This is a genomic window from Streptomyces sp. NPDC054883 (genome assembly GCF_053610645.1).
Window position 1 is genome coordinate 1 of record NZ_JBSGYT010000014.1, and the last position, 18174, is coordinate 18174.

Annotated in this window: 17 protein-coding genes; 2 read left to right on the forward strand and 15 right to left on the reverse strand. The window is 68.9% G+C overall.

Translation table 11 applies throughout. From position 1 onward, the window contains the following. Positions 1 to 120: 120 nt before the first annotated feature. From ACWGH1_RS13035 to ACWGH1_RS13100, 14 genes are all read right to left on the reverse strand, one after another. A complete protein-coding gene (locus ACWGH1_RS13035) occupies positions 121 to 1155 on the reverse strand; it encodes a hypothetical protein (RefSeq protein ID WP_453357470.1) in 1035 nt (344 codons plus the stop codon). Between the two features lie 107 nt (positions 1156 to 1262). Beyond that, positions 1263 to 2033, reverse strand: a complete 771-nt coding sequence (locus ACWGH1_RS13040; RefSeq protein ID WP_453357469.1) for a hypothetical protein — start codon at positions 2031 to 2033, stop codon at positions 1263 to 1265. A gap of 332 nt (positions 2034 to 2365) precedes the next feature. After that, positions 2366 to 2605, reverse strand: coding sequence for a hypothetical protein (locus ACWGH1_RS13045; protein WP_453353877.1), 240 nt, complete (start codon positions 2603 to 2605; stop codon positions 2366 to 2368). 69 nt (positions 2606 to 2674) lie between these two features. Continuing rightward, positions 2675 to 3439 (reverse strand): hypothetical protein, encoded by a 765-nt coding sequence (locus ACWGH1_RS13050; protein ID WP_453353878.1) that lies wholly within the window; start codon positions 3437 to 3439, stop codon positions 2675 to 2677. A 130-nt stretch (positions 3440 to 3569) separates the two neighbouring features. Continuing rightward, positions 3570 to 6374 carry a hypothetical protein gene (locus tag ACWGH1_RS13055; RefSeq protein WP_453353879.1) on the reverse strand — a complete coding sequence of 935 codons (2805 nt, stop codon included), beginning with the start codon at positions 6372 to 6374 and terminating at the stop codon, positions 3570 to 3572. A 225-nt stretch (positions 6375 to 6599) separates the two neighbouring features. Continuing rightward, positions 6600 to 7106 (reverse strand): hypothetical protein, encoded by a 507-nt coding sequence (locus tag ACWGH1_RS13060; protein ID WP_453353880.1) that lies wholly within the window; start codon positions 7104 to 7106, stop codon positions 6600 to 6602. Positions 7107 to 7295: 189 nt separating this feature from the next. Then, positions 7296 to 7553 carry a hypothetical protein gene (locus ACWGH1_RS13065; RefSeq protein WP_453353881.1) on the reverse strand — a complete coding sequence of 86 codons (258 nt, stop codon included), beginning with the start codon at positions 7551 to 7553 and terminating at the stop codon, positions 7296 to 7298. 2 nt (positions 7554 to 7555) lie between these two features. Further along, positions 7556 to 8383 (reverse strand): hypothetical protein, encoded by an 828-nt coding sequence (locus ACWGH1_RS13070; RefSeq protein WP_453353882.1) that lies wholly within the window; start codon positions 8381 to 8383, stop codon positions 7556 to 7558. Between the two features lie 87 nt (positions 8384 to 8470). Then, on the reverse strand, positions 8471 to 8866 hold the full coding sequence (locus ACWGH1_RS13075) for a hypothetical protein (RefSeq protein ID WP_453353883.1): 396 nt from the start codon (positions 8864 to 8866) through the stop codon (positions 8471 to 8473). Positions 8867 to 8947: 81 nt separating this feature from the next. After that, positions 8948 to 10192 carry a hypothetical protein gene (locus ACWGH1_RS13080; RefSeq protein ID WP_453353884.1) on the reverse strand — a complete coding sequence of 415 codons (1245 nt, stop codon included), beginning with the start codon at positions 10190 to 10192 and terminating at the stop codon, positions 8948 to 8950. Positions 10193 to 10312: 120 nt separating this feature from the next. Next, positions 10313 to 12379 (reverse strand): hypothetical protein, encoded by a 2067-nt coding sequence (locus tag ACWGH1_RS13085; RefSeq protein ID WP_453353885.1) that lies wholly within the window; start codon positions 12377 to 12379, stop codon positions 10313 to 10315. Between the two features lie 120 nt (positions 12380 to 12499). After that, positions 12500 to 14275: a hypothetical protein gene (locus ACWGH1_RS13090; protein ID WP_453352303.1), complete on the reverse strand. Its 1776-nt coding sequence runs from the start codon at positions 14273 to 14275 to the stop codon at positions 12500 to 12502. A 480-nt stretch (positions 14276 to 14755) separates the two neighbouring features. After that, positions 14756 to 15016 (reverse strand): DUF3263 domain-containing protein, encoded by a 261-nt coding sequence (locus ACWGH1_RS13095; RefSeq protein ID WP_453352304.1) that lies wholly within the window; start codon positions 15014 to 15016, stop codon positions 14756 to 14758. After that, positions 15013 to 16071 (reverse strand): hypothetical protein, encoded by a 1059-nt coding sequence (locus tag ACWGH1_RS13100; protein ID WP_453352305.1) that lies wholly within the window; start codon positions 16069 to 16071, stop codon positions 15013 to 15015. Before ACWGH1_RS13100 ends, ACWGH1_RS13095 begins: the two co-directional genes overlap by 4 nt. A gap of 221 nt (positions 16072 to 16292) precedes the next feature. Between ACWGH1_RS13100 and ACWGH1_RS13105 the strand changes: the two genes are divergently transcribed. Then, a complete protein-coding gene (locus tag ACWGH1_RS13105) occupies positions 16293 to 16496 on the forward strand; it encodes a hypothetical protein (protein WP_453352306.1) in 204 nt (67 codons plus the stop codon). Here the strand turns inward: ACWGH1_RS13105 and ACWGH1_RS13110 are convergent. Further along, positions 16471 to 16974 carry an ATP-binding protein gene (locus ACWGH1_RS13110; RefSeq protein ID WP_453352307.1) on the reverse strand — a complete coding sequence of 168 codons (504 nt, stop codon included), beginning with the start codon at positions 16972 to 16974 and terminating at the stop codon, positions 16471 to 16473. The two genes, ACWGH1_RS13105 and ACWGH1_RS13110, sit on opposite strands and share 26 nt — an antisense overlap. A 305-nt stretch (positions 16975 to 17279) precedes the next feature. Between ACWGH1_RS13110 and ACWGH1_RS13115 the strand changes: the two genes are divergently transcribed. Further along, positions 17280 to 18167 carry a Scr1 family TA system antitoxin-like transcriptional regulator gene (locus ACWGH1_RS13115; RefSeq protein WP_453352308.1) on the forward strand — a complete coding sequence of 296 codons (888 nt, stop codon included), beginning with the start codon at positions 17280 to 17282 and terminating at the stop codon, positions 18165 to 18167. Positions 18168 to 18174: the final 7 nt, after the last annotated feature.

The following is an 18174-nucleotide window of genomic DNA, read 5'->3' on the forward strand; positions in this document are numbered from 1 at the left end:
TTGGGGCCGGGGGCTGGGGGGGTGTGGTTTGAGTTGTGGTGCTCCTTTCTGTGGGGGGGGGGGGGGGGGGGGGGGGGGGGGGGGGGGGGCGGGGCGGCGCGGCCGCCCCCCGGCGGGTGTTCAGGTGGTTCGGCGGTCCGGCCCCAGGTCTTTGTCGTCCACGGCGACCGCCCATGTCTTGTCACCGGCGGCGGGGCGCAGCTTGCCGGGGTGGTTGTCCATGCCCTGGGGGGTGCGTCGGGCGGGGGCGGCCTGGTAGGCGTCCTCGGTGAAGCGCAGCTTGGGCTGGCCGGTCTCGGGGTCGTTGAACAGCTCGGTGACGGTGCCGTGGCGCCAGAAGCCGTCGCGGGTGCGGTAGGTGACGCGTGCGCCCGGGGTGTAGGGGGTGCCGGTGCGGCTGTGGGCGCGCGCCATGGGCTGCGGCGGGGCCGGGACTGCCTGCGGTGAGTCCGGGGCCTGTACGGGCTCCGTGGCGGGCGCCTGGGGCTGTTCGCGGGCGGGTTCCGGCTGGGCCTGCCGGGTCTGCTGCGCGCGCTGCTTGCTGGCGCGGGCGCGGCGGTCGGGGGTGGAGCCGGTGATTTTCAGGGCGTAGTGCTGGTGTGTTTCGGACTGTTCGAAGATCCATCCCTGGGCGTGCAGCGTGTCGGTGACGGATTCCAGGTGGATGTCGTCGGCGACGGCGATGCGGGTGTGGTCGGGCTGGTCTACGACGGTCGCGGCCCGGTAGTCGGTGATTCCCGCGTGTTCCAGGGCCTTGCGGACGAGGGTGGCCCGGGGCACGCCCTTGGGGCGGGCGGGGAGTTCGGCGCGGGCGGTGACGTACACGCTGCCGCCGCTTACCTGGACGTTGTAGCGGGGGGCGAGGGCTTCGGCGTACTGGCGGGCGATCTGCTCGCCGTGGGGGCTGGTCGGTACGTCGGCGACGTCGGTGAGGCCGAGGGCGTCCATGCGCTGGAAGTAGTCGTGGTCTCCTTCGCGCCAGCGGACGTCGACCTCGCCGGGGCGGCCGCTTTCGCGGACGTAGAAGCCGGAGGAGGTGGGCTTGCTCCTGGCGTCGGTGAAGCGGGAGTGCTGGAATCCGGCTGCTTTCAGGAACTTGATCACGGCGGTGACGGTCGGGGTGCCACCGGGCTTGGGCGGGGTGGGGGTGGTCATGTGGTCCTCCTTGGCGGGCTGTAACCACACCTTAGTGCATACCGAAGTGCGATGGCTGGTGTTTTCAGAACTGTGTCCCTCCCGTTACCAGTGGCCACAGCAGCCGATCAGGCCTGCACGTCCGGGTGCGAGGCGTCGATGTACCCGCCGCCACCGGCGCGGTCGCACCAGCCGCGCACGGTCAGGGCCGTGCGGGCCGCGTCCAATGCGCCGGTGGCGTCACCCTGCCCCGCCCGGCGACTGGGCTCGACGGCCAGGGACCCGCGCAGCACGCTGACCGCCAGACCGTTGTACTCCATCCAGGTGCGGCGGCCCTCGGGGGCCGGGGCGCCCAGGTGCTCCAGTCCCAGGGCCAGCACACGGGCGTCCAGGGTGCGGCGTTCCTCCCGCCCCAGGGCCTGGTAGGCGGCGGTCCGCTCCTGCTCGGCGGCGCGGTGCTTGGTCTCCTGCTGCCACCTCTCGGCGGCCTGCATGATTTCTGCTTCGAGGGCGGACTGGGCGGCGGGGTCGGTCAGGCGGTATTCGGCGGGCCACGCGGGCGTGAGGCCCTTCTGTGCGGCGCGCTCAAGCATCTTGTACCCGGCGCGCCCGGCGGCGGTGTCGGCGCCGTCGGTGCCGCCGCCGAGTTCGGTTTCGGCGACTCGCCCGGCCAATTCGAGGAACGCGCCTGCCAGGATGCGGGAGATGGTCATGACCCGGACGGTGCCCTTGCCCGCACTGTGCTCCCTGGCGGCCGTCCAGGCGGCGGCGATGTCGCGGTAGACGGCCGCGTCGGGGTCGGTGTTGTGGGCGTCGTCGCCTCGGCTGCGGTCCCAAGCGCGTCCGAACGCTCCCGGGACGCGGATGGTGATGGTGTCGGCGGCCGGGGTGGTGGTCATCGGGGCTCCTTCTCGGCGGGTATACCCACACCCTAGCGCATACCGGAGTGCGCTAAAGGGGAAATGAGGCCAAACAACGGAATCAGTTGCTGACGGCCCACGAGGCAACGAAAACCGTGTCTCAGTCCCTAGGGGCGGACAACGGAATCCGCATCCAGCGCGCAGAGCAGGCACCGCCCAGCCTCACGGTCTGGGGCGGCGTGCCGGGCCGTGGGTGGCCCGGCACGCCAGGGCGAGGCTGTCAGGCGCACGGACGCCGGGGCGGCATCCAGGGATTCGAAGCGGCGGGCGGCGACTAGGGCGGCGCGCCCTGGAAACGAATCCGCAGCTTCCTAGCCGGTGAACACCACGTCGTCGTTCACCTTCACCCGCAGGGGCACCGTGCCGTCCGGGCGAGCCAGCGCGGTGACGTCGCCCGCGTCCAGGTGCACGCTGACTCGCAGCGTCCCGGACTCGTCCACGTACGCATACACCTGCGCCCCGGCGATCTCGATGCACGGCAGGGTGTCCGGCTCTTCCGGGTCCATGGGCAGGTAGGTAGCGGCGGCGTTGTGGGCGGTGGCGTCGGTCATGATGGGTCCTCCTGAGGTGAGTGATCGTTCGGGGGACGGCCCGGGGCGGGGCCCGGGCCGTCAGTTGGGTCAGGCCGTCGCCGCTTCCAGGCGGCGGGCGGCTACCAGAGCCGCCGTCACCCGCTCGTACTGGAGGATCGCGGACATGCAGGCGGTGGGCCCGTTGTGCTTGAGTGCGCGCCGCATGACCGCGCCCGCCCTCTCGAGCTCCGCTGCCAGCGTCACGGAAGCGGGCTGGGTGCGCGCGGTGTCACGGTGGGAGAACGGCAGCCACTGCATCGCGTCCTCGACCGCGTCAGCCACGTCGTGAGGGGTCATCTTGGCCGCACGCTCCTCCGTACCCTCCGGGGCCCCCTTGGGGAGCGGCTGGGGCGCCGGGGCGGGCGTCTTCCATGCCTCGGGCAGCAGGGCCGGAGCCGCGTCCACGGACAGTTCGAACGGCGTGCCGCCCCCGGGCACCCGGCGCGCGTAGGCCAGCGCCTCCGCGTGGGTACCGAACGAATGCGACTCCTGCCCGTTGGGGCGGCGCACGGCGTACCGGGGCGCCGGGGTGCTCGCGGGCGCCACGGGGGCGGCGGGGGCGGGTGCGGAGGCCTGCTCCCCCGCGAGGCGGCGGGCCTTGGTCAGGCCGTCCTCGGTGAGCACCAGGCCGTGCGTGCGTACCTGGTGACCGCGCTTGTCGGTGATGCGGGTGCGCAGCTTCTGGTGACTGACCAGGCCGCGCTCGATCATGGCGCGTTCGGTGTTGGTGGCGGCGCCGATCATCTCGTGGTTGTCGTCGGTGAGTGCGGCGAGCAGCTTCTGGGTCATCGTCTTGCTGATCTTGGCGGCCATGGGGTGCTCCTTGGTGGTGGACCTTGGCGGGTGACCCCACTCTAGTGCACTCCAGAGTGCGATGGAAGGGGTTTGCGGAAACACGAAAGGGGCGGGACAGCCAACCGGCCGCCCCGCCCCTCCCCCGCACCTACCCCGCCAAGGGCCGGAACGTGGTCTCAAAATCCCCGAACGCCATACGCAGCACACCGCCGGTAAAACCCTCCAGAGTGCCGCCCTCCGTGATCCCCGCCGCCAGCAGCGCCACCGCCCGCGCACGCCCCAGCGCCAGCGCCTGCGACTCCACCCCGCCGCGCACCACCCGGTGCTCATACCGGGCCGCATAAGGCAGAGTCAGTTCCGCCAACCGCTCAGCCGCCGCCAACTCCCGCACGTCGGTGCAGTTCAGCAAGTAGAACGCGTGCAGGTGAGCCACCCGCCCGCAGTCCACGCACCGCAGTTCCGCCACCGTCCACTCCGGCCGCCCCATCGGCACCGACTCCCCCGTGCCGAACACACGGTGCCCGTAGACCTCCCACGGCGCCTGTACCGTCCCCACAGCCACCGCCGGACCCTCCGGGGCCACCACCGGCTCCACGGCCGCCGCAGGGGCCTCCGCGCCCGCAAGGTTGTGGGCCCGCTCGAACGCCACCCGCTCCGCCTCGGTCGGCTCCACCGGCTCATCACCCCCGGTCGGCTCCCACAGCAGAACGAACGGCTCATCCTCGTAACCCAGCTCGTTGCCCGCTGACATACGCACCTCCCCGTACTCGGCCAGCACCTCGTCGTGGTGCCGCTGGCACATCGCGCGCCCCGGCGCCTTGCGCTCCCCGCAGTACTCGGAGCCCATCCGGCCCACCGTCACCTGATAGCCGCACACCTGCCCACCCCGCCACGGCTCACGGGGAACCAGCACCGGCACGGCCACATCCACGGGGGCCGGGGTCGGCTCCACCGCCTCCACCGGGCGCTGACGGCACCGCATGGACACCCCGCCCTCACGCTCCGCCGTCTCCCGCACTACAGGCAGCCGGTACGCCTCCCGCCGCGCTTCCTCCACGAACACGCCCTCGACCGTGGCCAGAACGTCACCAGCCTCATTCTTCACGTCCCACACGTCCGACAGCTCCAGCGGCGTCAGCACCACCGTGCGCTCCCCCACGATGTTCGTCGGCGACTTCGTCACCACGATCACCCCACCCGCCCGGTACGAGACACTCGCCGTCGTGTGGTGCCCCACGATGCGCTCCGCCTGCTCCCCCTCGATCACCACCGCCGGGTGAACCAACTCACCCGCACCGGTGCGCACCTCCTGCTGGTAGGCGGCGGCGAACACGTACTGCGCGCCCCCGGGGGCCACGTCGGCGTGCCCGGCCGTGTCGATCACCGGCTCGAAGAACGAGTAACCCACCCGGATCACACCATCCCCCAGCGGCTGCGCGTGGTTACCGCGCTCCCACCCGTTCATGATCGCCGTGCGCACCTGGGCCGCCGACACCTCGCCCATGTCCTTGGCGTCATCCCGAAGCACCCCGACGAACATCCGGTAACGCGCGCCCTCCACCGGCTCCACCATCTCCCCCTGGGAGTCGGGCACCGCCACGGCCGCCGGGGCCGGGGTCGGCTCGGACGCGCCCCCACGCTCCGGAACGTAGCGGCGATCCTCGACGCAGATGGCGCCGTCGGCGTCCTGCCAGAACTCCTTCTTCTTGAAGCGCAGGTTGCTCACGAACGTCCGAACGCGCTCACTAGGCAGACCCGCATGGCGCAGCGCGCCGCCCACGTACAGGGAGTGCGGCGCATCCACCACGTCACCTACCGTCACCGGCGCCGGGGTCGGCTCGGCCGCCGGGGCGCCCCCGCCCTCGGAACGCCGCCGGTAGGAGAACGCCATCTCACCCGGGCCGCCCTGCACCCCGCGCCAGTCGACAACGAAGAGATCCGCGTCACCCTTCACCCGGGCGCCGTCCCCGTGCTTGATGCCCACCTCGAGCGCCAGCCGCTTGCCGTCCTGCTCGGGGCACGGGTGCTCGCCGTCGGCGTCGTGCCGCGTGACGTCGTACACCACGCCATCCATCTCAGCCGCGCACAGGGAATCGACCAGCGCCGAGTACTCCGCCGTAAGCCTCTCGGCCCGCTCCTCCCACATCTCCGCCACCTCACGCCCGTACCCGGCCAGCGTGTCCAGGTGCGTCGTCTCCAACGCGTACTGCATGCGCAGCCGGAACGCGACGGGCACCGTGCCCCGGATCGCCTTCCGCGTGTCCAGCACCCGGAACAGCTCGGCCGCCCGCTTCATCAGCAGGGCCAGGCTGCTGCTGTTGTTGGTTCCGGTCATGGAAGCCATGCACGTCTCGAAGCTGCGCCGCACTTCCTCGATGGCCACCGGCTCACCCTTCACCGGGATGTACGTCACGTTCATCGTCATCCGGGTCCACATGGTGATCCGGCCGTCGTCGCTGAACGTGAGCCGCTGGCCGTTGCTCAGGATGTTGCCCAGCTGCCCCACCGCGTCCTCCACGGTGAGCTGCTCACGGAAGTCCTCCTTGGAGTCGGCACGGTTACGGCCCACGGTCTCAACCGACTCCACGCCGTCGCCCAGCATGAACGCGGCCACCGCCTCAGACTGCTCGCGGCTGCTGGCGATCACGTCCTGGTACGCCTGGTCACGGTCGCTGCCGCTCTTGGCCAGCACCACCGTGAGCGCCTCACGCAGGAATGCCACGCACTCATCCGTCAGCCACACATTGGTGCTGGCGAACCAGGCGCTGTCGTTCGCTCCACGGATTTCCTTGGCGGCGCCGGTCTCGACCTTGCCCCGCGCCTGGAGCGCCCGGGTCGTCGAAGCCGAGCACTGGACCTGATAGACGGTCTTGCCGTCCATGGTGGTGAAGCGGCGGGTAAGGGCTTCGAGGATGACGCGGATCATCGTGTCGCTGAGCTTGCTGGTAGCCATGTGGCGCTCCTTGCGGGTTGGTCTCCTTGGCGGGATGACCCCACCCTAGTGCACACCTGGGTGCGCCACAAGCCCTTGCGGTGAACTTGTCGAGCCACACCACGGCCCCACCCACACCCGTACTTTCAGGTCATAGACCCTGATAGACCCACATGAACGCATACAAAAAGCAGGGGCGGGGGATCATGTCCCTGCCCCTGCTTCAATGTGCTCTCTGCCCCTGGGTCACTCCTTGGTAGGGAACCCCGGTACCCGTTCCTCGATCCTGCGGAATCCTGCCTGCCCTACCCGTGTCGCGTCCAAGACGTACTGCCACCCGTGGGTGATCAGATCCTCGCTGGTGAAGATGTCCGCGTGAGCCAGGGAGTTCACCGTCATGTGCCCAAGGGGGTCGTGACCCAACAGCTCCTGCAATGCCCCTCCTCTGCACCTGCGGCTGTCGCACGCGCTTGGGGGCTCGGTGGGCTTCTGACGGCCCTCCAGTGCGTTGGCGACCGCTACGGACTCCCGTTCCACCATGAAGCGCGCCACGGTCCGCAGAGCGCCATCCGTGGCTCCGGGCATGAACTCCTTCAACTGCTCGGCCATGTCCTCTATGGCGAGCGCGGCCCGGTCGTAGTCGTTGCCCTCGTAGAACTCCCTTGCGTGACTCAGGGACGACTCGAACCGGCCCAGGTGATCCTGGAGCGGCGTGGTCCGGTGGAACAGTTCGTGTCCGTCGGCGTCAGCCATCAGTGCCCCACCCACCGGCCGAGGAGGAGAGCACCGAAGATGATCGGTGAGAAGATCCCGAGCAGATTGATGGTCGTCATCAAGGGTCCGTCGCCCCTGCGGATACGGACGCGGGTCACGTGGTTCGCTCCCTCTGCAAAGTGGTACGGCGCGGGCGCTTAGGTCTGCGCGGGCGGCGGGGGTGTGCGGTCACTGGTCGGGTTCCTGGTCCTGCAACGAGGTCTCGCTCAAGTACGTCTTGGGGACGCTGTTCCAGCGGCCGGTTTTCGAAGAGCGGTAGTACAGCTGTTCCCGGTTGCCCCACTCGGGCCGCCATTCGTGCTCAGCCGCACTGGCACCCAGTCTCGCGACCGCCTTTGCCTTCACCTCCTCCTTGTCGAATCCGGCGTCGAGCACGAAGCCGGATTCGCTAGTGGTGACGTACAGAGGGCGGGAAGCCTGGCTCATGATCAGCTCTCCTTGACGGCCGTGTTCAGGCCGAGCGTGCGCAGGTGTTCCAGAGCGGCGGCGTGCTGGGTGTCGTCGAGCCTGCCGACGGCGTTGAGTCCGGCGAGGTAGATCCGCATCCGGTTGCCCTTGCGGAGCCACTCCTCCTGAATGTCAGGGGACTCGTCCCAGACGCTGAGCCTCAACAGCTTCTCACCCGCGATCCGGTTGAAGTCGGCGACGGCGGTCCGCAGCGGGGCGAGGCGCTTTTCCTGCTCGGCGACCCACTTGGCCGTGTCGGCCGCTTCGGCCTTCTCCTCGATCAGGGCGGCGGCGTAGGCGGCTTCCCACTCGGTGTAGAGCGGGTGGGCGGCCAGCTTCGCCCGGATGTCCTCCACGGTGCCCAGACGGGCGAGGAGGCGCTTAGCGGACGGCAGCCGGTACGACACCGTCTCGGAGTGATCCCGGTCGGCCCCCAGCATCCTGAGATCAGCCCCGGCGATTCCGCCCTGGGGGTAGTTCACCATATTGCGCACGCGCAGCGTCTTGTCAGCGGCGGATTCCACGCGTACTACGTCCGCTTGGAAGTGGCCGACCGCTTCCCGGGCGGTGTGGGTGAGCAGGGACTCGGCGGTGTAGTGGTAGTTCCGATCTACGCGGAGCGACAGCACCAGGTCGCCCGGCTTCACGTCGTTGCCGGACGTGAGAGGGGCGAGGCGAAACGAGGGATCGGGGCGCTGGTTGTCCCGGTGGCGGCGCTGGGGGATGTCGTTCATCTCGATATGGGGCCAGATGCCCCGCCAGATGTCTCGGGCCAGATTGGCGGCCTTGGTGCGGGCTTCGTTGCTCATGGGTGTCCCTGGGTCTTGGCGGGCTTGGATGGCCCCGGGCGGGATTTGATCCCGCGCCCTCACGGCGTGGATGCCGGGGCCGGTGGGTCACTCGAAGTCGACGAACGCGGTGTCGGCGAGGAACTGGCGGGCGGCATTCTCGCTGGCCTTGTCGGCGACGGCGTAAATGCCGGGGTGGGCCGGGCGGTTGGCCAGGAGGTACTGGAGGCTGGTCCGGCGAGCGTCGGTGATCCGGTCGATCACCTTTGCGTCGTCGAATGAGGTCTGCCCGTTCTCGTCGAGGTTGAGGGCATCGGAGTAGATCCGGTACTTGGCGCGGGCTTCCAGGAAGCTGTCGAGATGCATCCCGTCGATATCCAGCGTCTTACCCAGAGTGGTGCCGTCCGTGGTGAAGATTTTCGCGGCCGTGACGAATCCATCCCAGGCGTTACGGGCGTAGGTGCGGACACCGGTGGCCGCCTGGGACGTGTCGAGCTCGGCCATGATCTTGTTCTCCTCGTGTGGTGTGGCGGGCTTGACGGGCGGGGTGGGCCGCCGCCGCTCGGGGCGGCGGCCCGGGTGGTCCTACTGGTTCATCTCGTTCATGACGTGGGCGGTGTAGCCCTCGGGGCGCTTGAGGCCCTTGGCGGAGTCCACGGAGGAGTACTCATCCGAGTCGAGGATGTCCTGACGGATGCGCTCGGCGGCGGCGACCGTGAGGTTTCCGTCCTCGTCGTAGTCCTCGTCCCCCTGGATCAGGTCGGCGACCTGCTCGCCGGTGGCGTGGACGGTCTGCGCGCCCTCGTAGTGCTTGTTGGTGGTGGCGATCACCCACAGGGGCTCGGTGCCGTCCCGGTGCTCGGCAGGCATGGGCACCAGCACGTTCTCGCCGTACGCGTTGGCGAGTTCCTGGATGTGCTCGGTGGTGATCCGAGCGCCGACGCGCCGGAGGGCGACCGTGCCAATGTCGATGATCTCGTGGCCCGGGGAGGCGGATCCGTCGATGATCTCCACCCGGGCGATGCCGTTCAGCTTGCCGTCCGTGTTGCGGTGCAGGTCGATCACCTGCACGCGCTTCTTGCCGTCGGTGTAGATGCGGCCGACCTGGACCCCATTGAGGTTCGCGCCCTCGGTGGTCTCGTTGGGGTACTCCTCGAAGTCGAGCTGCGCAATGTGGGCGCGCAGTTCGGCGGGCTTGACCTTGTAAGCCTGAATGGTTCCCTTGGCGTGAGAGGCGCCCTGGATGGTGCGGAGGCGGAAGTCGGGGGTGTTGCGCAGGCACTTGCGGGCCCCGGCGACCATGCGGCCGAACTGGGTCGGGCCGTACCCGCTCATGTCAGCGTGCAGGTGGTACTGCTCGGCCGCGCCGAGGAGGTACGAGGCGACGTTCTGCGGGCTGTCGGTCAGGCGCTCCGGGTCGGTCGGGATGAAAGCGCATCCGGTCAGCTTGTCAAGGTAGACGCGGATGTCCTCGATGTCCTGGGGCGTGATCTCGGGGGTGGTCTCGGCGTCGAGGCCCTTGAAGTGGCGGCCGTCGGCGATGCCCTTGTCGTACCACTCCTTGAGCTTGTCGTCGCTGGTCAGGGCGTACAGGTCCGTGTACTGCTCGGGGAGTTCGCCGTTGTAGGCGACGATCACGCCCAGGTGGTACGCGATGGCGGCGCGGCCCTCACCCTTGGCGCTCAGCCAGACGTGCTGGTTGGCCTGGTTGCTCTGCCAGCGGGAGCCCGTCCCGTCAAGACCCGCGCCGCTGGAGGCGTCGAAGCGGCCGTTGCTGGCGGCCTTGGCGAGGGCGATGACGTCGTTAACGAGCTTGGCGGTGGCGCGCATGGTGGTTCTCCTTGATTTTTTGTGGCGGTCTCTCTTGGCGTGATCCCCACCTTAGTGCACACCAGAGTGTGGTGCAAGTGGCTGCTTTGAAGGTGGGCCACGCCGACACATAGCGCCAGGTCAGAGCGGGCGCTTGCTGAAAATGACCCCCTCGTCGGTCACCTGGACCTCGGTCCATCCGTGCCCCCGGAGAATGCTTGCGTAGTCGTCGGTCTCCTCATCCCAGCGCGCGGCGGCTTCGGGGAAGGTCCCGCCGTCGGGGCGCCGGTGCTCGCCGTTGGCGACGCGGGAGACGATCACGCGGTCGGCGTGGCCGGGTACGGGGCGCACCCAGGGGCCAAAGGCGCGGGTGTTGAGGGTTTCCACGGGAGACAGCAGGCTGTACCCGGCGCCCATGATGATCTGTCCGGCGTCCGCCACCACGGCGGGCACGACACGGCGCGTCCAGGACTTGGACGGGCTGCGGTGCCCCTGCTCGTTGAAGACGACATGGACGGTGCGCCACATGGCGCCGTTGCGGGTGATCTCCAGGTACGGCCCGGCGTTCGGCCGCTCCTCCCCCGACTGGTCGCGGTCATGCTGCAACAGTGCGCGCACGGCGGCGCCATCAAGGCGCTGGGGCGCCCCCTGGGGGATGCCGCCCCGGGTGGTCGTTACCTCGTAAAGGGTGGCATCGTCCAGGGAGTCCAGGGCGGCGCGCTCGGCAAGGGCCGCCTGACGCGCCCGGATCATCCCGGAAGCGATGGAGCGGTACGCGTCGGCGCTGCGGTTCCACGTCTCTACGCTGTAGGCGGGCACTCCGTGGCCCTTCTGCCACAGCCGGACGGTTACCTTGCCGGTAGGCCGGTCGTCGGCGGTCACGGTGACCTGGTGGCCTTCCAGGGACGGAAGGTCAAGCAGCGCGGCGCGTACGGAGTCCCAGTCGGTCTCGTCCATCTGCTGCTGGCTCATGCCGTACGCGTGGTAGGCGACGAACCGGCCGATGTCCAGGCCGTCCTCCGCGCGCTCCACGATCTCTGCGCGCTTGGCGTGGATCTTGACCGTGTCCACGATCTCCTCCACGGTCGGCAGGGAGGCGGCACGCACCTGGGCGGTGGTGGGGCTGTCCTCGGCGTACATGCGGACCACCATGGCCGTGCGGCCGGGCATCCGGGGCGCACTCCAGCCGTCGAGGTCGGAGAACAGGCGGCGGTACTGCTTGACGGCGGGCCAGGTGTCGCGCTCGGGCGTGCAGCTGGCGCCCTCGACCAGGTGGTGAATGTTCATCCGTCCGTTGCCGCGCGGGTCGATCATGAAGCCGGTGCCGCGCGCGGTGTCGTTGTCGTCATCGTCGTACTCGCCGGAGACCAGCGCGGGGGTGTGTCCGGCGGCCGTGAGTACCGCGACGGCGGCCACGGCGTCCGGGTTGTTGCTGTGCTGCGGGGCGGTGCCGAGTGCCTGTCCGGCGGGGACCAGCGTGCCCTCGACCACCTTCTCAGGGGTGGCGGCCGGTACCGGCGCGGTGGTGACGGGGGCGGGCTCCACGGCGGCCGGAGCGCCGTCGGCGTCGCCAGGGATGGGGAAGAGCAGCAGGTTTCCGCGCTGCTTGCTGTCGCGGACGTACAGGCCGGTGACACCCTCCTGGCGGCGGTATTCCAGGTCTCGCATGATCGCGTCGTCGTCGAGGACATCAGTGCGGGGGTTGCGCAGCAGGTTGGCGATCTTGGCGACGACGTCAGCGCGGGCGAGGGTGAGTTCGCGGCGGGCCCAGTCGGGGAAGGTGGTGAGGCGGACGCGGACGCGGGAGGTGGAGGGCACCATCTCGTCAGCGAGGGCGTCGGCGTTGGCGGCGCGCTCCTTGCGGGCGGCGCGGTCGGCCAGTTCCTCGGGGCTGATCACCAGGACAGCAGCCTTGGTGACGGCGCCGCTGGTGGCGGTGACTCCACGGCGGGCGGGGATGTTGGCGGCCTCGGCGTGGTACCCGGCGGCGGCCAGAACCTCGATGGCGCGCTCGGCGTCGTCGGCGGGCAGGGTGACCTGCACGACGGGGAAGCGGGCGCCAATGGACTGGTTGAGGTTGAAGTCGATGCGCTGGCCGGTCTCGCGGGTGACCTTGTAGCCGTTGGTGGTGCGGTTTGCCTTGGTGAAGCCGTGGGAGTTCAGGATGCGGCTTACCTGCTGGGCGTTGGGGTTCTTGATGTCGGTCATTCGGTGTTCCTCCTTGGCGGGTATGACCACACTCTAGTGCACACTAGAGTGTGGTGCAAGGGGTTCCAGAAACCAGGAAGGCCCGTCGCGGCTGGTACCGCGACGGGCCTGGTGCCAAGGTCACCCAGAGCGCTGCACCCCAGTGACCAGCTCCCCCTCGCTGTCGGCATACACCCACCCGAACCCCGGGAGGTCCGCCCCCGCCACCATCCCCACCGTGCTGCCCCGGCCGTGCTGCATAGCCCGCAGGAACGCCCCCAGCGTCGAGGTGAATGACACGGACGGCAAGAAGTCGGCGGCCACCCTCTGCGCAGGGGAGTAGCCCCCATCTGCCTCCCTGGTGAACAAGGTGACGTCCACGGTCATTACAGGGGGGTGGTCAGCCTGCTTCTGCTTGGTCGGCGCCGGGCTGGACTTGCCGTCGGCCTTGCCCGTCACTTTGATGACCGAGCCGAAAATGGTGTCCTTGCGGGTGAAGGCGTAACCGGCGCCGGTAAGGGCCGATTCGGCGGTGCGGGCGGCCTTGTCGAGCGCCTCGGGGGTGAAGCTCCCGGCAACGCCCCAGGGGCAGACCTGGACGCGGACGTGGTCAGCTTCCTGGACCGTGGAAGCGCCGTGGTGGTTACTGGGGCCGCTGCTGTAGCTGGCGGGCACGCCCCCGTCCCGCAGGACCTGCTCTACTTCCTTGGCCGTGGGGCGCCCCTTGGCTGCTTTCGGCTTGTTGGGCAGCGCCGATACCGTAATGCTGCTCCCGTACACGTCCACGGTGTAGCGGGCGGACAGTGCGTCCGCGTACGCGGCGATGCACTCGGAAGTCTGGGGCGCTTCCTCCAGCTTGGAGAAGTCGGCGAGGCCCGCCTTGATGCGGCGCTCGATGCTGTCATCGAGGCTTTCCACGTAGCTGACCGACACGGACCCCCTGAGGGAGGTGGCGACCTTGAAACCGCCCGTGGTCCGCTCCGCGCTCTGCACGCTCCGCTTGAACCCGGCCTTGGCCAGGAACCGGGAGACGGACATAAGGGTGGGCGCAGCGCTGGGCCTGGCCGTCGTGTCGGCGGGCTGGGACGTCTCCGCCTCGGGTGCGGGCTGCGGGGGTGCTTCGGCGGCGGGCGCGGGCTGCGGGACGGCCTTCGTGTCCGGCTCGTGCTTGCGCAGCTTGCCCGTGGATGTCACGTGGACATCGGGCTTGCCGCAGTGCGGGCAGGTGACCCAGTTCGACCGGCGCTGGCGCTGCTTCGCGGTGAGAGTCACGGCCGTGCCCGATCCCGCGCAGAACCCCTGCTCTTCCACGGTCTTGCCGCGCGTCCACTCCACGGGAGCGCTGGGAAAGCAGACCGTGCACATGGTGGGGCCGAGTGCCTTCACCGCCTCCTGCTCGGTCTTGCCGGACAGGTCCGGACGCCACTGCAAGACGGTGGTGAACCTGAGGGTGGGGCAGGAGGATCCCCAGCCGGAAGCGTTCTCCTTGTGGATGTGGCCGTCCTGGACGGTGAAGAACCGGCTCCAGCCGCCGCGCCGCTCCCACTCGCCTACCAGGGTCTTGCGGGGCCCCTGGTTCAGCTTGAGCGTTTCCTCACCGAGGGAGTCCAGCCGCGTCAGGGCCTTTTCGATGTTCCCCCGGGACAGGGCGTCACGGGTTCCGTCTTCCAGGATCTTGCGCGCCCTGGTCTCCAGCTCGTCGCGGCGGGAGGGCCAGGCCATGTCGCCGTAGCTGTTGACCTTCCTCTCTCCGGCGGCCCGGTGCAGCTGGTCCCAGGCCGACTCGGTCAGGCGGCCCAGGCGGCCGTACTCCACATACAGGGCCTCGAAGAGCCGGTCGGCCTCGACCGGGGTCATCTCGGCCAGTGTCTCGGGGGTGGTGGCCAGCACGTCGTCCATGGTGCGCTTCGTCGTCATCGTCATCTCCTTGGCGGGCTACTGACCACACCGTAGTGCACACCTGAGTGCGATGTCTACCAGGTCGGGCAATCCGACCCCCGGGCAGCGTCAGGGCAACGACCGACAGCGGCCACGGCGCATGAAGCCGTGGCCGCTACCGTACGGGCCAGCCAGGACAAGGGCTCATCCCGGCGTGCCACCAGAGTGTGGTTACAGCCCCCTTCTACCGCCTCTCCTTCCCTGACTCCTGCGCCCACGCCCTCACCGCATCGGCGGCGCTCCCCGTACGGCCCGTCCGGGAGGCACGCGCCGCCAGCTCAGCCAGACCCGTCCGTCCCGCACGGCGACCGTCCGGCAATGGAGCCGCTTCCCAGAAGACCCCGACCGCGCGGCAGTGGTGGAAGCCGGTCATGTCATGTGGGGCCCGGTCGCACGCCACGCCTTCCAGGTCCGGGTGCTGGGCGCCGCATGCATCGCTCACGCGATCTCCGTGGGCGCTCACCAGTACTTCCTTCGGTTCTCCTCGCGCAGCCGACGGCGGCGCTTGATGGTCTGGGGCTTGTACTGCCAGGCGTCGGGTTCGTCCAGCAGCCAGCGCAACAGTTGGAAGTAGCGAGCGGGCTGCAGCCCGAGAACCTCGCGGATGTACTTCTCGCGGGGGCCAGCGTCGAGTGCGGACAGCCTGTCGTCCACGTCGAGGATGGCGCGGTGCAGATCCCCGAATACCTCCGGTTCCAGCCCCGCGCTGATGTCCGTCATGCCGGAACCTGCACCAGTTCCGGGGTGACCTTGAAGGCGGGCGGCAGCGCGGCCCGGTGCAGGACGTAGTAGCGGTTTTCCAGCCCGGTGTGAGTGCGGTAGTGGCGGCCGTCGACACCGGTCGATTCGACGTTCATCGTGGCGCGTACGGGCTGGCGCCAGACGTCATCGACGACGGCGACCGCGCTGTACGGGGAGCCGTACGAGGTGATGACGGTGTCGCCCGGCTCGATGTCTGCGGCGCTTACCAGTTCGCCGGGGCGCGGGTCCGTGGCGTACAGGGTCCGGGTCCGGCCGGAGTCCTCGTGCTGCCCGGTCCCTCCGACGGCGGTGCTCCACATGAAGTGCCGCATGGGATGAAGGGACTTCTGCAACAGACGCACCGTGACGGTGGTGGAGTGCAGGTGCGGGACCAGGTCTGCGACCTCCAGCCGACCGCCGCCGGGCAGCCGCATGACGTCGCCTACGACCAGGTCACCGATCGCACGGGCGGGCATCGGAATGCCATCCACGTACAGGTGCGGGGTGTGCCCGGCGGGCAGGTAGCTGTACCAGCCGTAGGGGCTCGACTCGCTCGGGTTGCTGACGACGGCCGCGATGTTCCGGAACGGCGTCACCACCATGCCGGTTTTGCCGTGGCTGATCTGCAGCCACTCCACGCCGTTGAACTCGAAGGCGTTGCCGACGCCCAGCCGGAGCGCGTCGTGCCAGTTCATCAGGATGCGGTCACCGGCGGACGGATCGCTGGGAACGAAGCAGCGGGGTACAGCGGGCAGGCTGCCGATCGAGGCACGGTCCAGGCGGTGGCGGTAGATCGTGACGGTCTTCGTGCGGGTACGGCGCAGCTTGATGTTGTGGCCGCCGTGCAGGTGCCGGACCGGGACCAGGGTCGAAGTCTTGTTCAGCGGCTGCAAGGGGGCGGTGACGACGTGGCGCGCCCACTCGCCGTCGGCGATGACACATCCCGGCGTGAGATGTTCGGTGCGGACCTGGACGGTCTCGGCGTTCGGAGAGCGCAGCTCGTAGAGGAGCTGCTCAAGGCATACGGGGTCCATGGGGACTCCTGAGGGTGGCGGGTAATTGGTGGCGGGCGAGTCACCCCAGGGGTCCGTTGAATTGGCGGGACGGACCGGTGAGGCGTTCTCGATGGCACCAGTCTCACTCAAGAGTTGCGCTAACGCAACTAGTTCGGGAAAGTGATCCTGGCATCGCCAAACCCAGCGAAGGGAATCCATATGAGCGAGTTCAAATGCCAGGTGATGATGGGGGCATCCGGGTGACCGCCACCTTGATCACGGTGACCGGGCTCGCCCGCCGGTTCGGCGTCACGCCCTCGTACGTACGGAAGCTGATGCAGGAACGGGACTGCCCCGTCCGCGAGGTCGAGATCGAGGGGGCGGACCGGGCTGCGGTCTACCCCCTCGCACAGGCCGTCGCGTGGCTGACGGGAAGGATCAAGCAGCAGATTCCGGCGGGTTGACGTCGGGCGCGGCTTCGGCCGCGCCGTCGTCCAGACGGAACTCGCACCAGACGGACTTTCCGTGGGCGCCCCGCTCGGCGACGACTCCCGCGCGGTCGGACAGGGCGGCCACGATGGCCAGGCCGCGACCGCTCGGGCTGTCGGTGTCCATGTCGAGCAGCATCTCCGGCGCGAGGTCTTTCGGCGGGAAGGTGGGCACGGCCGCCTGATCGGGGTCGTGAACCTCCAGGCGAAGGTAACGGCGGCGCTGGCCGACGAGCTTCACCGTGACGATGAAGCGGGGGCGCGGCCGGTCCTTTATGGCGTGCCGGACCGCGTTGGCGGCGACTTCGGATAAGCACAACAGCGCGGACTCGGTCAGTTCCTCGTTCAGGCCCGCTCGCTGGGCGGCCATCTCCAGGTCGCGCCTCGCGACCGGGACGCTGTCGGCGATGCCCGCGTACGGCTTGCTGTACCTGACGTGTCTGAGGCGTCCCATACGCAGCGGCGGTGCGTTGAACGGCTGTTCTAGTCGCGAAGTGCAGGGCAGGTCGAGACTGCCGAATGCGATGCTGGCGGTAGAAGGGGAGTGCATGGTGTTAACTCCCGGGGCGTGGTTGGCGGGTGGGACCTGGCCACGGCGTGTTCGGTACCTGACGCTTTACCAGGCTAGGATCTACCGTCCCGCAGGTTTCACGATTCTGCAAGCCCTCGGTATCGAGAATTCTCACCATCGAGTGGTGGCCGAGTCGCAGGGTTTCAGGGCACACTGAGCCGGACACACCGGCCCACCAGGGGAGGGACATGGCCGCCTACCAGAGACCAACCATCGGCCGCAAGATCCTGGGTAAAAAGCTCCAGAAGTGGCGAGAGGCCGCCGGGCTGCCCGTCGAGGTCGTCTCGAAGGCCGCTGGCCAGTCCGAGGCTGCAACGTACCGGCAGGAGTCTGGGGCCACTGCGATCAAGGAGACTTCAATCCCCTTCTTCGCGAAGCTCTACGGCATCGAGGACGAGAAGGAGATCCAGCACCTCGCCGACTGGTGCCGTAAGGCGAAGATCAAGGGAACGTGGACCACTGCTGGGACGCAGGTTGGCCCGACCTTTCACGACTTCGCAGACGCCGAAGAACTCAGCGACGAGATGCGACTCTTCGAGCCCCTGGCTATCCCCGGGATCATGCAGACCAAGGAGTACTCCGAGCGGATCATCACCCACGCCGCAACGGTGCGCCCCGGAGAGATGCCGTCAGAGGCGACGCAGGCTGAGATTGATCAGCGTCTCGCCCTTCGTGAGGTGCGGAAGGAACTTCTGCGGCGCAAGGACCCTGCGCCGCCTAGGATCGGGGCTGTGCTCGGGGAAGCGGCGGTCATAACGCCGCCAAGGCTCGATGACGGAGGCAAGGCACACAGGGAACAGATCCAGCATCTGCTGAACCTGGGTGAAGGCCTGGCGACGATTCAGGTCCTCCCGTTCTCCACGGGGCTCCACAACGGCATGTCAGGCCCCTTCTATGTCATGACCCTGGGTGACGTAGAGCTGGTCTTCCGTGAAGGCTATGAAGCCGACGGAGCGTTCATCGACAACGAAGAGCAGGTCCGTTCCTACCGGGCCCGGTACGAACGACTGCTCAGCCAGGCGATGACCATTCAGCAAACCCGCCGGTTCCTGCTCGACGTCCTCGCAAGCCTGTGAGGGCGCA